At 38.1% G+C, this 14,552-nt stretch carries 15 protein-coding genes; 12 read left to right on the top strand and 3 right to left on the bottom strand.

Translation table 11 applies throughout. The features are described from left to right. Window positions 1-4 precede the first annotated feature (4 nt). The 9 genes from AN964_RS17740 to AN964_RS26890 all read left to right on the top strand — a co-directional run bounded on the left by AN964_RS17740 (window position 5) and on the right by AN964_RS26890 (window position 7,718). Complete coding sequence (locus AN964_RS17740) at window positions 5-1,054, top strand: ABC transporter permease (protein ID WP_055740964.1); 1,050 nt, start codon at window positions 5-7, stop codon at window positions 1,052-1,054. Beyond that, window positions 1,032-1,832: an ABC transporter ATP-binding protein gene (locus AN964_RS17735; protein ID WP_055740963.1), complete on the top strand. Its 801-nt coding sequence runs from the start codon at window positions 1,032-1,034 to the stop codon at window positions 1,830-1,832. The genes AN964_RS17740 and AN964_RS17735 overlap by 23 nt, the downstream gene beginning before the upstream one ends. A 39-nt stretch (window positions 1,833-1,871) precedes the next feature. Then, window positions 1,872-2,267: a thioesterase family protein gene (locus AN964_RS17730; protein ID WP_055740962.1), complete on the top strand. Its 396-nt coding sequence runs from the start codon at window positions 1,872-1,874 to the stop codon at window positions 2,265-2,267. A 105-nt stretch (window positions 2,268-2,372) separates the two neighbouring features. Next, the gene (locus tag AN964_RS17725) at window positions 2,373-3,482 is read left to right on the top strand and encodes a Leu/Phe/Val dehydrogenase (RefSeq protein WP_055740961.1); all 1,110 of its coding nucleotides are present in this window, start codon (window positions 2,373-2,375) and stop codon (window positions 3,480-3,482) included. 42 nt (window positions 3,483-3,524) lie between these two features. Then, entirely contained in the window at window positions 3,525-4,592 is a 1,068-nt protein-coding gene (pdhA, locus tag AN964_RS17720) for a pyruvate dehydrogenase (acetyl-transferring) E1 component subunit alpha (protein ID WP_055740960.1), read from the top strand. An 11-nt stretch (window positions 4,593-4,603) separates the two neighbouring features. Beyond that, the gene (locus AN964_RS17715; protein WP_055741284.1) at window positions 4,604-5,587 is read left to right on the top strand and encodes an alpha-ketoacid dehydrogenase subunit beta; all 984 of its coding nucleotides are present in this window, start codon (window positions 4,604-4,606) and stop codon (window positions 5,585-5,587) included. A gap of 14 nt (window positions 5,588-5,601) precedes the next feature. After that, the gene (locus AN964_RS17710) at window positions 5,602-6,780 is read left to right on the top strand and encodes a dihydrolipoamide acetyltransferase family protein (protein ID WP_055740959.1); all 1,179 of its coding nucleotides are present in this window, start codon (window positions 5,602-5,604) and stop codon (window positions 6,778-6,780) included. A 558-nt stretch (window positions 6,781-7,338) separates the two neighbouring features. Beyond that, a complete protein-coding gene (locus AN964_RS17705) occupies window positions 7,339-7,539 on the top strand; it encodes a hypothetical protein (RefSeq protein ID WP_055740958.1) in 201 nt (66 codons plus the stop codon). A 17-nt stretch (window positions 7,540-7,556) separates the two neighbouring features. Then, the gene (locus tag AN964_RS26890) at window positions 7,557-7,718 is read left to right on the top strand and encodes a hypothetical protein (protein ID WP_163258579.1); all 162 of its coding nucleotides are present in this window, start codon (window positions 7,557-7,559) and stop codon (window positions 7,716-7,718) included. A 113-nt stretch (window positions 7,719-7,831) separates the two neighbouring features. Here AN964_RS26890 and AN964_RS17700 read toward each other — a convergent pair whose 3' ends face one another. From AN964_RS17700 to AN964_RS17690, 3 genes are all read right to left on the bottom strand, one after another. Continuing rightward, on the bottom strand, window positions 7,832-9,130 hold the full coding sequence (locus AN964_RS17700; protein ID WP_055740957.1) for an NCS2 family permease: 1,299 nt from the start codon (window positions 9,128-9,130) through the stop codon (window positions 7,832-7,834). Between the two features lie 231 nt (window positions 9,131-9,361). Next, entirely contained in the window at window positions 9,362-10,360 is a 999-nt protein-coding gene (locus tag AN964_RS17695) for an inorganic phosphate transporter (RefSeq protein ID WP_055740956.1), read from the bottom strand. Between the two features lie 12 nt (window positions 10,361-10,372). Continuing rightward, window positions 10,373-10,993: a DUF47 domain-containing protein gene (locus tag AN964_RS17690; RefSeq protein ID WP_055740955.1), complete on the bottom strand. Its 621-nt coding sequence runs from the start codon at window positions 10,991-10,993 to the stop codon at window positions 10,373-10,375. Between the two features lie 344 nt (window positions 10,994-11,337). On the opposite strand from AN964_RS17690, the gene wrbA reads away from it, so the two are divergent. From wrbA to AN964_RS17675, 3 genes are all read left to right on the top strand, one after another. Further along, a complete protein-coding gene (gene wrbA / locus AN964_RS17685; protein ID WP_055740954.1) occupies window positions 11,338-11,949 on the top strand; it encodes an NAD(P)H:quinone oxidoreductase in 612 nt (203 codons plus the stop codon). Window positions 11,950-12,144: 195 nt separating this feature from the next. Further along, window positions 12,145-13,332 (top strand): CaiB/BaiF CoA transferase family protein, encoded by a 1,188-nt coding sequence (locus AN964_RS17680; protein WP_055740953.1) that lies wholly within the window; start codon window positions 12,145-12,147, stop codon window positions 13,330-13,332. 13 nt (window positions 13,333-13,345) lie between these two features. Further along, window positions 13,346-14,539 (top strand): acyl-CoA dehydrogenase family protein, encoded by a 1,194-nt coding sequence (locus tag AN964_RS17675; protein ID WP_055740952.1) that lies wholly within the window; start codon window positions 13,346-13,348, stop codon window positions 14,537-14,539. The last annotated feature ends 13 nt before the right edge of the window (window positions 14,540-14,552 follow it).

Raw genomic sequence — 14,552 nt, 5'->3', positions numbered from 1 at the left:
TTCAATGTTTGGAACGATCTTTGGATCACTTGAGCAAGGAATCATCTATGCGATTCTAGCACTTGGAGTTTATCTTTCCTTCCGGGTGCTGGATTTTCCTGATTTAACGGTTGATGGAAGCTTTGTAACCGGTGCAGCAGTTGCGGCAACGATGATTACCTTTGGGTATAATCCTATTTTAGCTACTGTTTTGGCCTTAGTTGCCGGTTTTGCTGCAGGATGTATTACCGGACTTCTGCACACAAAAGGAAAAATAAATCCACTCCTTTCAGGAATTTTAATGATGATTGCCCTTTATTCTATCAATTTACGTATTATGGGACTCACTACTGAAACCTCTGTAGGAAGACCCAATATTCCTTTATTAAATTCAGATTCCGTTTTTACAATATTCGGGAAAATATGGGCGCCGCTAGGCATTGATAATTGGCTAAATAATCTTCTTGGAAAAATAGGAGTGCACTATGTTCCATCCACATGGGGGACTCTCGTCCTAATGCTGATTGTAACCTATATAGTAAAAAAGTTTGCCGATTGGTTTTTGCAAACAGAGGTTGGCCTTGCAATAAGGGCTACAGGTGATAATCAGAGAATGATCAGGAGCTTTTCAGCTAATACAGATTGGTATATTGTACTTGGTCTTGGAATCTCCAATGCACTCGTAGCATTTTCGGGTGCTTTGATTGCCCAATATTCGATGTTTTCCGATGTCGGAATGGGAATCGGGATGATCATTGTTGGTCTTGCTTCTGTTATTATCGGCGAAGCAATTTTAGGTACGAAATCAATTATAAGAACGACATTGGCCGTTATTTCTGGTGCCATTATATATCGTATCATACTTGGCGTTGCGCTTAGATGGAATGTTTTGGATACAGGAGATATGAAGCTTATTACTGCAATCATCGTAATTCTGGCATTAATACTGCCGAAGGTTATCGAAGCACAGCGTGAAAAGAGAAGAAAATCGAGGCGTCATGTCCAAAGGTTGGCAGCTTCACAAGCAGATGTAAGGGAAGAGGGGGAGACAAGTGCTACAGCTCAATCAGATTAGCAAGCTATTCAATGAATCTACCCCAGATGAAAAGATTGCCTTAGACCAAATTAATTTAAGTTTAGAAAAAGGGGATTTTGTGACAGTAATCGGAAGTAACGGGGCGGGGAAATCTACTTTGATGAATATGATTTCAGGGGTCCTTACTCCCGATATTGGTACTGTCCATATTGATTCTGAGGATGTTACGAAATTACCGGAATATAGAAGAGCGAGATTAATCGGAAGAGTATTTCAAGATCCAATGGCAGGAACAGCCCCATCTATGACAATTGAAGAGAATTTGGCAATGGCATACTCAAGAAATCAAAAACGAAGACTGCGAAGAGGTGTGGACAAAAAGAGAAGAGATTTCTTTAAAGAATCCCTGGCAATTTTACATTTAAATCTTGAAAATCGGTTAAACGCTAAAGTAGGTTTATTATCCGGAGGTGAAAGGCAGGCTCTTTCATTATTAATGGCCACTTTTACACACCCATCTATTCTTTTATTAGATGAACATACTGCAGCGCTTGATCCTTCAAGAGCGAAGCTAATTACGGAGCTGACTAAAGAGCTTGTTGAAAAAGATAAACTGACGACTATAATGGTGACGCATAATATGCAGCAAGCATTAGATCTTGGCAATCGCTTAATTATGATGGATAAAGGTCAAATAATTCTAGAAGTGAATGAAGAAGAGAAAAGAAACCTTACGATAGATCAATTAATGGCAGAATTCCAGCGGATTCGAGGTGCGAAAATGACCAGTGACAGAGCTCTTTTGTCAGTAGATTAATAGACATAAGGTTTTAGCTGTTAATAAAGAGGTGATGTAATGAAGAAAGGAATGGAAATTGGTCAGACTGCTTCCGTTTCATTTGAAGTAACACCGGATATGTTTGCTCAATTCGAGGGGAATGTAGTCCATAAGGCATATTCAACTGTTTCCATGGTATATCATATGGAATGGGTGTCACGGCAAATCATTCTCCCTTATCTTGAAAACCATGAAGAAGGAATCGGAGGCGCAGTACAAGTAAAACACATTGCCCCGACAACAGAAGGAACGGTTGTGAACGTAAAGGCAACATTAACTGAAGTAATCGATAATGTAATCATTACTAAGACGGAAGCGTGGACAGAAAAAGGGTTAATTGGGAAAGGGGAGGTAAAACAAGTTATCCTGCCTAAAACTCAAATTCAGGAGAGACTAGAAGCTTCAATAATTTGAAATAGCGGTGGCAGAACATGAAATTGGCTATCTGGCCAATTTCTCCCCATCTAACTTCGGACATCTAACTCTCAATCTATAACCTCCAGAAAGGGGAGAATATGAATGGATTTATTTAATGAGATTAAAAGCCATGAACAAGTTGTATTTTGTAATGATGCAAGAACTGGATTAAAGGCAATTATCGCAATACATAACACAACACTTGGACCAGCAACTGGCGGATGCAGAATGTATCCTTATAAATCCTTTGAAGACGCACTAAATGATGCATTGCGGCTTTCAAAAGGAATGACCTATAAATGTGCAGCAGCGGATTTAGATTTTGGAGGAGGGAAAACCGTTATTATCGGTGACCCTGCAAAAGATAAAACACCAGAATTGTTCCGATCCCTTGGCCAATACATTGACTCCTTAAATGGGCGTTATTATACGGGAACGGATATGGGAACAACACCTGAAGATTTTGTTCATGCCATGAAGGAAACAAATTGTATTGTCGGGTTACCGGAAGAATACGGTGGCAGCGGTGATTCCTCCATTCCTACTGCACATGGTGTTATCTATGGTATTAAGGCTACAAATGAGGTGTTAGATGGTTCCCAATCCATTGGAAATAAAACATATGCAATCCAAGGTCTTGGAAAGGTTGGCTTTAAAGTGGCGGAACAATTATTAGCAGAAGGTGCCAACCTGTACGTTTCGGAAATTAATCAGCAGTCGATTGAGGCATTAATTAGACGAGGCAAAGAAATCGGGAATGAATCAATTAGGGTCGTTTCTGGAAGTGATATATATGGAGTAGAAGCAGATATCTTTGTTCCATGTGCGCTAGGCGGAATTATTCATGATGAAACGATTGAACGATTAAAAGTAAAAGCCATTGTCGGATCAGCCAATAACCAATTATTAGACGATCATCATGGTGATGTTTTATTAAAAAAAGGCATCCTTTATGCTCCTGACTATATTGTCAATGCTGGAGGGCTAATTCAAGTATCAGATGAATTATATGGACCAAATAAACAAAGAGTGATGAAAAAAACAAAAGCAATTTATACTTCATTGCTTGAAATATATCGTACTGCTGAAAATGAGCATATTTCTACTGTTCAATCTGCAAACCAATTTTGTGAGCAGCGTTTAGAAGCAAGAAAACACCGCAATAGTTTCTTTTCACATCATAAACGTCCGAAATGGGAAGTAAAGCACTAAGTCTTGTATGGTTAATCCTGCAAAAGAGAGGATGTGTGGGAAGTGAAGGAATTTCAAACAAAGCAATATTTAGATGAAAACGGAAGGATTTTAAATGGGGAATTAAAAGAGTTGATTACAGATGAACTAGCTCGCATCTTATATGAAAAAATGCTATTAGTAAGAACCTTTGACCGCAAAGCAATTAGCCTGCAAAGACAGGGAAGACTCGGAACATATGCCCCTTTCGAAGGGCAGGAAGCAGCTCAAGTTGGAAGTGCATTTGCCTTGCACGAGCAGGATTGGCTTTTCCCTACTTACCGAGACCATGCGGCAAGCATAACCTTTGGTCATTCTTTAACAACTATTTTTCTTTATTGGAATGGAAGGGTGGAGGGATGTGTACCGCCTGATGGAAGAAGGATTTTTCCTCCTGCAGTGCCAATCGCAACACAGCTTTTACACGCCACCGGTGCGGCACTAGCAGAAAAGTGGAAACACACCGAAAATGCTGCAATTGTTTATTTTGGCGATGGGGCAACATCTGAAGGTGATTTCCATGAAGGCTTAAACTTTGCCAGTGTGTTTAAAGCACCAGTTGTGTTTTTTAATCAAAACAATCAATATGCTATATCTGTTCCTATTCACAAACAAATGAATTCGGAAACCATTGCCCAAAAGGCAGTAGCATACGGTATACCAGGTGTCCGAATTGATGGAAATGATGTTTTTTCCGTCTATTTTGAAACGAAAAAAGCATTGGATCGTGCAAGAAATGGGGAAGGACCAACCTTAATCGAGGCTGTCACCTGGAGATATGGTGCCCATACAACCGCAGATGATCCGACCAAATATCGTAACCAAGAGGAAAGCAAAGTAAAACGGGAAACGACAGACCCTATCCTTCGTTTAGAACGTTATCTAAAAAATGAAGGATTATGGGATGAAATCTGGTTAAATCAATTACAGAAAAGAATAGATGATAAAATTGAATCAGCAATCAAAGAAATGGAAGCGTTCCCAAAACCGGATGTAAAGGATTTATTCGATCACGTTTTTGCTGAGCCAACCTGGACCATTCAAAAGCAGAAGGATGAATATTACGAATACTTAAGAGGGGTGAGAAGGTGAGTATAGATGTCATGAAGACCCAAAAGCTCTCTTTAGTGCAGGCGGTTACAGATGGATTACAAACGATGATGCGTGAACGTAAGGAAATAATTGTTATGGGGGAGGATGTTGGCCGTAATGGCGGCGTTTTCCGTGCAACAGATGGACTGGTCGATGAGTTTGGAGAAGAACGAGTTATTGATACACCATTAAGTGAAGCAGGTATTATTGGTACAGCCATTGGACTTGCGATTAATGGTTTTTTGCCTGTCGCGGAAATTCAGTTTCTTGGTTTTATCTATCCGGCATTCGAACAAATCATGACACATGCAACGAGGATACGAATGAGGACGATGAGCAAATTTCATGTGCCACTGGTCATTCGTGCGCCATATGGAGCTGGGGTAAAGGCACCCGAAATACATTCAGACAGTATGGAAGCTCTGTTTACTCATATGCCAGGTATTAAAGTTGTTTGTCCTTCCAATCCATATGATGCTAAAGGTCTCCTTATTTCTAGTATCGAGGATCCGGATCCGGTGCTTTTCTTGGAATCTCTCCGTTCCTATCGAGCTTTTAAAGAAGAGGTGCCAACCGGCAAATATACGGTAGAAATAGGAAAGGCGAATCTTCTAATGGAAGGGGAAGACATTACGATTATTGCTTGGGGTGCAATGGTACCCGTTGCCATGAAGGCTGCTGAAAAAGCAAAGGATGAGGGAATTGGTTGTGATGTCATTGATTTACGTACCTTATATCCGTTAGATCATGAACAGATTAGCGAATCGGTGCAAAAAACAGGCAGAGTGGTAATTGTTCATGAAGCACATGTAACAAGCGGTTTAGGTGCAGAAATTATTTCCGTTATTCAGGAAACTTCGTTTTTATATTTAAGAGCTCCGATTGAAAGGGTTGCCGGCTTCGATGTACCCGTACCTTTTTATTCGTTAGAAAACCACTTTTTACCTAATGAAGGAAGGATTACAAGGGCAATTGAAAAGGTAATGCATTTCTAACTGGAAAGAAGGTGATGATGTTGGTAGAAGTAAAGCTGCATGACATAGGAGAAGGAATGACAGAGGGGGAAGTATTAACCTACTTCGTAAAAAAAGGGGATCGGGTAAAAAGTGATCAACCTCTTGTAGAAGTACAGACGGATAAAATGACGGCTGAGCTTCCTTCTCCTATATCAGGTATCGTTCGAGATATTTTAATAGAAGAAGGAACAAATGTAACAGTTGGGACAACATTATTAATCATTGATACGGAAGAAATACATTCAGATTCTTCACATAGACCGGAAAAACCGTTGCCAAAAAAAAGAATTATCGCGGCACCGCATACAAGAAGAATTGCCAGAGAGCTTGGCGTAGATATAGAACAAGTTGTAGGAAGCGGCCCTATCGGAAGGGTGACGGATGAGGATATTTATAAATTTGTCAGTAAAGCTGAAAATCCTGCACCTCCGCTAGTTGAAGAAATAGAGGAAGCACCGAAACAAATGAAAATATCACCTATAAATCCGGTGGAAATTCCGTTTAAAGGAAGAAGAAAGCAAATTGCTGCCAAAATGACGAAATCACTGTATACGATTCCACACGTTACACATTTCGAGGAAGTCGATGTGACCAACTTACTTTCTTTAAAAAATGAATTAAAGGATGATGGCACAAATATCTCAGTAGCTGCATTTTTTATCAAAGCAATATATTTGGCATTAAAGGATTATCCAATCTTTAATTCAATTTTGGATGAGGAAAAGGAAATTATCCAATTGAAACAGGAATATAACATTGGAGTTGCGGTAGATACAAAAGAAGGGCTAATTGTTCCGGTTATTCATCATGTTGAACAAAAATCGCTTAAAACCATCCACCAAGAAATGAAGGAATATATTCAAAAAGCGCAAGATAATAAACTTACAAGAGAAGACATTACTGGCGGAACGTTCACAATAAGTAATGTTGGCCCGCTTGGGGGAATTGGAGCAACACCAATCATCAATTATCCAGAATCCGCGTTAGTTGCATTTCATAAAACGAAAAAGCGACCAGCAGTAATAAACGATGAAATCGTTATCCGTTCCATTATGAATATATCTATGTCCTTTGATCATCGTGTGGCGGATGGAGCAACAGCTGTTGCGTTTACCAATCGGCTTGTGAGTTTATTAGAGAACCCTTCAAAAATGCTTTTAGAATTGAAGTAAAATAAAACGTTTAAGTTTTTTGTTAATTACTTTCAATTTAAAGGTAGAATCAGGTGAATCAAGAATATAAACGCATTGAAATTTACTGATGAAGTCACAAGAACACTTGCAAAACCTTGATGAAAGACATTATCCATGAAACACAACCAAATTTTGTTCTTCATCGCCCTGATGAAGGACATTCTTTTTGTTAAAGAACTGAGTAATGTCCTTCATAACCATGATGAAAGACATTATCCATGATACACAACCAAATTTTGTCCTTCATTGCCCGGATGAAGGACATTCTTTTTGTTAAAGAACTGAGTAGTGTCCTTCATAACCATGATGAAGGACATCATTTTTGTAAAAAAACAGAGTTTTGTCCTTCATAACATGGTATTTGTATATTAGAACATTAGCTAATTTCAGTACTAATATTAAATTAAAGCTTTACTGGATTTTTATGTTAATACCAAGGAGATACGTTATTAAATAACGAATCAGTTGGGTGGAAGGAGAGGATTGGATGATTAGCGAAATAATAGCGGAGGTAATGTACAAAAAGGGGGATAAAAAGTGGATTTATTGCTTTGGATTACTGTTGGCTTTGTCGCAATCGGATTTGTTGACCTAGCTTTTATAACTAGAAATATGAAAAATAAGTTCCATCAAAGTTTAGCTACCCGATCCATAGTTTGGAGGATAGTGGGGACTACAATTTGGGGGATAGTGAGTATCATTCTTATTGTGTGGTGGTTTCTTGACCACTTTGGATAACGGTTGGTTTCATCTTTATGAGGAAATGTAAACAATTGGTGCTTTACTATAAACAAATGGATTCCTGGATTGTCCCAATGACAGCTCGTAAACCTTCTGGTGACGGAAGTAATGAGGAAGAAAAGAGACGAAAATCAGACTTGAGAGGTTTAGTTCAAGGAACGATGTTGAAATGGTGAAATTTCAAAAAAAATGCTTAGGGCAAAATAGCCCCAACCATTTTTTCTTTTGAATATAAAACTACACTTCAAATTTCACTCACTCGTACACCAGCGGAGTCGCCTACGCTTTTTTATTGAGGAACAAACGCTAGCTGAAGGATAAATAAAACAGCAAATAAATATACAAGCACATGAACATCGCGCCATTTTCCTTTTACAATTTTTAAAATAGGATAAGAAATAAATCCAAGTGCAATACCCGTCGCAATGCTAGATGTTAATGGCATGGTTAATATAATTAAAAACGCAGGAAATGCTTCATCAATTTCTTTCCATTTAATATTGGCAACACTGCCTATCATTAAGCTTCCTACTATAATTAATGCAGGTGCAGTAATAGCTGATAATCCGGATACCGCACTTACTAGTGGACTAAAGAAGGAAGAAATAATAAAAAGTACCGCAACAATGGTTGTAGTTAATCCTGTACGGCCACCGGCAGCAACACCAGATGTCGATTCAATAAATGCGGTTGTTGGACTCGTTCCGAAAACAGCACCAATCGTTGTGCCGATAGAATCTGAAAGTAATGCCCGACGCGCACGCGGCAATTTTTTCCCTTTCATTAGACCAGCTTGTTCGGCAACCCCTACCATCGTTCCAGTTGTATCAAAAATCGTTACAAGCAAAAATGAAAAGACAACGGCATATAAGCTGTGGTGGATAACATCACCAAATGCAGATATTGGGTTATCAATCATAAAATGTGGAAGAGAAGGCTTTCCGACAACGCCTTTATCAAACTTTAATTTCCCAGTGAAAAATGCAATAATTCCAGTAATGATCATGCCAATAAATAAAGCACCAGGAATCTTTCTTGCAAATAAGATTAAAGTAATAGCAAGTCCTACTAATGAAAGGATCGTTAACGGATCATGCAAATCTCCAAGTTTAACTAAATTTTCTTTGTCCCCGATAATAATGCCTGTTTGCTTTAATCCAATAAATGCGATAAAAAGTCCAATACCAGCAGTTATTCCGTGTTTTAAGTTATCCGGAATAGCTTCAATAAGCTTTTGGCGAAAAGGAGTTAACGATAAGATAATAAAAATGATCCCAGCAACAAATACTGCAGAAAAAGCAGTGGTATAAGTTATATGTCCATGATTGCCGACAACGGAATAGGCGAAATACGCATTCATCCCCATCCCAGGAGCAATGGCAATCGGATAATTAGCACATAGCGCCATCCATAATGTCCCTATTACAGTGGCAATAATAGTCGCCATAAATACATCATTAAATGGCACACCCGCATCATGAAGAATAACAGGATTCACTACCACAATATATACCATTGTTAAAAATGTAGTAAAGCCTGCGAGAACTTCCGTTTTCACATCGGTGCCATTTTCTTGTAATTTAAACATAAAATACCTCCAAAACACGAACGATTAAAAAACACAATTTATATATTATTCGTTTTTAATTGAATAGGCAATAGTTTTTATAGTAGTTTTTCCTATTTTCATGAAAAAATGTTCCTTAAAGATGTTGCCATATTTTTAATTTCTAAAGTTAAGATGCGTGCAATTTGGATCGTTCATGTTGCTGATCATAAAAGGTATTCCAAAACAAAAAAAAGGCCCGCATGTGCCTTTTTACATAAAAATATTAAGAATATAATATACAATCGCTGAAAATATGGCGGTAATTGGTAAAGTAATAATCCATGTAAAAACAATTCTTTGGGCAGTATCCCATTTAACCCCTCTTACGCGGTGTGCAGTACCTACTCCAAGAATCGAGGAGGAAATAACATGAGTGCTACTTACAGGAAGGTGAATAAATGTTGCACCAAAAATAATTAAGGCGGAACTTAAATCTGCAGCTACACCATTGATAGGTTTAATCTTCATTATTTTTCCGCCAACTGTTTTAATAATTTTATATCCGCCAATAGATGTTCCTAATCCCATTGCTGTCGCGCAGGCAATTTGGACCCACAAAGGGATACCGGTCCCTTTAATCATATGACTGGAAATTAATGCCAATGTGATAATACCCATTGATTTCTGCGCATCATTTGTCCCGTGGCTATATGATTGAATGGCAGCAGTTAAAATTTGAATTAAGCGGAATTTTTTATTAGTCTTTGCTAAATTTAAGTTTTTAAATGCTACTTTGAAAATACTATAAATGATAAATCCTATAACAAATGCAAGAATAGGTGAAATAATTAAGGCTTCAAGTATTTTAAGAAATCCTTTGTATTTAATAGCAGAAAAGCCTGCAGCTGCAATGGCTGCACCTGCTAAAGCACCTATAATGGCATGGGAGGAACTGCTGGGAATGCCAAAATACCATGTAAGTAAGTTCCAAGCTATCGCAGCTATTAATGCAGCCAGTATGACGATGGCTCCATTATGGATGGTATATGGGTCCACAATATCCTTTGAAATGGTTTGAGCTACCCCTGTGAAAGTCAATGCTCCAAGAAAGTTCATACATGCCGCAAGTATAATAGCATGCCTTGGTTTTAAAGCCTTCGTTGAAACTGAAGTTGCGATCGCATTTGCAGTATCATGAAAACCATTAATAAAATCGAAGCCAAGAGCAAAGATGACTGTTAACAAGGTTATAATAAAGACACTGTCCATTGCGTACGCTCCTTATGCGTTTTTCATAATGATGCTTTCAAGTATGTTTGCGACACTCTGGCAATCATCTGCAATCTCTTCCAAATTTTCATATACCTCTTTGTATTTAATTAAACGGATAGGATCCTTCTCTTTTTGAAAAAGCTCCTTAATAGATTCGCGTAAAATATCATCACATAAGGATTCATATTCCTTGATTTTGATGGCATGCGGACGCATATTAGGCAGTTTTTTGTTGAAAAGAAATTCAATCGCTTTTTCAATTTCTTTCGTACAATTCCGAATTGCTTCTACAAATTTATACATATATTCATCCGCATGTAGGATTACATATACTTCAAATATGTAGGCACAATGTTCGAGTCCGTCCAGGACATCATCCAGAACATTTGTAAGAATAAGCAAATCTTCTCTCTCTATCGGTGTAATGAATGCATCGTTCAGTTCCATAATCATTTCATGAACGTATGAATCCCCTTTTGTTTCATACTCTTTCATTTTTTGCGCAAATTCTTTCAAATCGCTCTCATCATTTAATTTGTAATCAGCGAAATAATTAGCACTTTCATGTAAATTTGCTGCAATGTTTTCCAAAAGAACGGCAAACTTATCCTTTTTATTTTTAAATACCATTACCTAACCTCCTGAAAGCTTGGTTTACCAAACGTATCTATTTTAGCTGATTTTTTAACAAGTTAAAAGAAAAAAGTGCGAGGATTAACTTTTAATATTTATTAGTTTTACTCAGGTAGGGGAAAAATACACTTATTAATTTAAGAGAAGCATAAGAGTTGACGTTATATTTTTTGAAGGTTAAAATTATCTCGAATTCAAGATAATTGGATTATCATGTGAATTTAATAAGCGAAACTTTTTCTTAAATTAAATTTACATCAGCAGGCATAATTAATATCCATTAATAAAATATTAATAATGTTGTATGTCTGCTAATAATTTTTTTATAAAGGAGATTTCAAATGACAAACGTAAAACTAGCCATTATTTACTATAGTTCTACAGGAACGAACTATCAACTTGCCAAATGGGCAGAGGAAGCAGCAAAAGAAGCTGGCGCTGAAGTAAAAGTATTAAAAGTAGAAGAACTTGCACCAGCTGCTGCAATTGAATCCAATCCTGCTTGGAAAAAACATTATGATGAAACACAAAATGTACCAGTTGCAACAGCAGCAGATATTGAATGGGCAGATGCTATTATTTTCAGCGCTCCAACTCGTTTCGGTAATATTCCTTCCCAAATGAAACAATTTTTAGATACATTAGGCGGATTTTGGGCACAAGGAAAAACAGTAAACAAAGTAGTTAGCGCTATGGCTTCAGCTGGAAATTCTAATGGTGGACAAGAGCAAACGATTCATGCCATTTACACTTCTATGATGCATTGGGGTACGATCATTGTTCCTCCTGGATACACTGATCAATCTATTTATGCAGCCGGTGGAAACCCTTATGGTACAACTGTAACACAAGGTCAAGACGGCAAAATGGTAGAAGACGTTCAAGGCGCTGTTAAACACCAGGCAAAGCGCACTGTTCAAGTGGCTGAATGGGTAAAGGCAGGACTACAATAATATAAGCTTTTCGTATGAAAAACTCGCATCTATTTTAGATGCGGGTTTTTTTTATTAGCTCTTTTTGATCTTAAAAGCTTAGGCATAAATTTATAAATGTTCTCGTAAACATAATATTGCAGGAAACTGTTTTTTCAGGATTTTAAAATAGGTCAAGCTAAGCCTTACTAGAATTTCTTAAAGGAGTGATGCTATTTGGCCGGAGCATTAGCTGGAATAAAAGTTTTGGATTTAACAAGGGTACTGGCAGGGCCGCTTTGTACGATGATATTGGGAGATTTAGGAGCAGAAGTAATAAAAATAGAGGCTCCAGGGGGCAGTGATGACACAAGAGATTGGGGACCTCCCTTTCAAAATGGAGTAAGTGCTTATTATTTATGTGCCAATCGGAATAAAAAAAGCCTTACTGTCAACTTAAAAACTGAAAAAGGGCTGGAAATGATTAAAAGGCTAGTTTTGCAAAGTGATGTAGTGATTCACAATTTTAAAACAGGGACAATGGAACGGCTGGGATTAGGGTATGAGACACTGTCGCAGCTAAACCCTAAACTAGTATTTTGTTCTATTACTGGATTTGGGGAAACAGGTCCTTATAAAAATTTAGCGGGATATGATTATATCATTCAAGCAATGTGTGGATTGATGAGTATTACTGGGTCCAGTGATTCCGGACCGCAAAAAGTAGGAATTGCCATCACAGATATTTTAACGGGCCTTTATGCATTAAGTGGTATTCAAGCCGCACTGCTCGAAAGGCAGAAATCAGGATCAGGCCAAAAGTTGGATATTTCCCTATTTGATTCTGGGATTAGTGCACTTGTGAATATTGCCAGTAATTATTTGATGACGGAAAAACTTCCTAGATTGCTAGGAAATTTGCATGCCAATATCGTACCCTATCAAACCTTTGATACAAAAGACGGAAAAATGGTAATAGCTGTCGGTAATGACAGGCAATTCGATAAGCTTTGCCATATTCTCGGCTTAGATCATCTGTGCAATGATTCTAAATTTATGACAAATGCTAGTAGAGTAGAAAATCAGGAAGCATTAATTCCTATTTTACAAAATAGATTGGTTGAACAACCGACTGATTATTGGTTGCAAAAATGCAATGAAAACAGCATACCATGTGGTCCTATCAATAATTTGAAAATGGTTTTTCAAGACCCTCAAGCTATAGCTAGAGACATGTTAATAAAGTTGAATCATCCGACTGCGGGTGAAGTGAAATTAGTAGGAAGCCCTTTAAAATTGTCTAAAACACCGGTTCAGGTCACGGGGCATCCGCCATTACCTGGTGAACATACGAGGGAAATCTTACTATCTCTTGGTTATTCAGAACAAGAAATCACGCATTTGATAGAGGACAAAATTGTTTAGGAGAGTGATAGAAATGAATTTTGATTATACAGAGGAACAGGAATTGCTAAGAAAAACAGTAAGAAGTTTTGTTGATAAAGAAATCCAACCTTTTATCGGGGAATGGGATTCTAAAGGACATTTTGAACCTAGAATTATGGAAAGGTTAGCGGATCTTGGTTTAATGGGAGTTTGTATCCCAGAAAAGTACGGTGGAGCCGGAATGGATTATAATTCGTTAGCCATTGTTTGTGAAGAACTGGAAAGAGGAGACACTGCTTATCGGACTGCAGTTTCTGTACATACTGGTTTGAACAGTATGACACTGCTTCAATGGGGAACAGAGGAGCAAAAGCTGAAATACTTAGTTCCGCAGGCAAGGGGAGAAAAGGTTGGTGCGTTCGGTTTAACAGAGCCGGGTGCCGGGTCAGATGTAGCAGCTATTAATACGACAGCTGTAAAAGATGGTGAATTTTATATTTTAAATGGGCAAAAAACATGGATATCCTTATGTGATGTGGCAGATCATTTTATTGTTTTCGCTTATACGGATAAAAGCAAAAAACATCATGGAATATCCGCTTTTATTGTGGAAAGAACGATGGACGGATTTTCATCAAAAGCTATTAAAGGAAAGCATGGAATACGAGCGGGAAATACGGGTGAAATCTTTTTTGACCATATTAGGGTACCTAAGGAAAATCTATTAGGTCAAGAGGGAGAAGGCTTTAAAATTGCAATGGCAGCCCTTGACAATGGCAGATTTACCGTTGCTGCAGGAGCCTGCGGGCTCATCATGGCATCTTTGGAGGCATCTCTTAAATACTGCCATGAAAGAATGACATTTGGTCGTGAGATAGGGAGACATCAACTTGTTCAGCAGATGATTGCCAATATGGAGGCAGGTTTACAAATTAGCAGGCTTCTCGTATACAGAGCCGGTGAATTGAAGAATCAAGGAAAACGAAATACAAGGGAAACCTCTCTGGCAAAATGGCAATCCTGTGATTTTGCCAATAAGGCAGCAGACGATGCGGTGCAAATTCATGGTGCATACGGATATTCGGATGAATACCCTGTAGCGCGATTCTTAAGGAACTCTAAAGCACCGGTCATTTATGAAGGAACGCGTGAAATTCATACTATCATGCAAGCGGAATATGCACTTGGTTATAGAGTGGATAAACCCCTCAATAAAACACTTCCTTCATGGCCATTTGAGGAGTAATGATTTTGATCAG

Source organism: Heyndrickxia shackletonii, assembly GCF_001420715.1.
In the GTDB taxonomy this organism is placed as follows: Bacteria; Bacillota; Bacilli; order Bacillales; family Bacillaceae_C; genus Margalitia; species Margalitia shackletonii.
The sequence above is the reverse complement of the archived record's forward strand: the minus strand, read 5'-3'. Positions and strand labels throughout refer to the sequence as shown.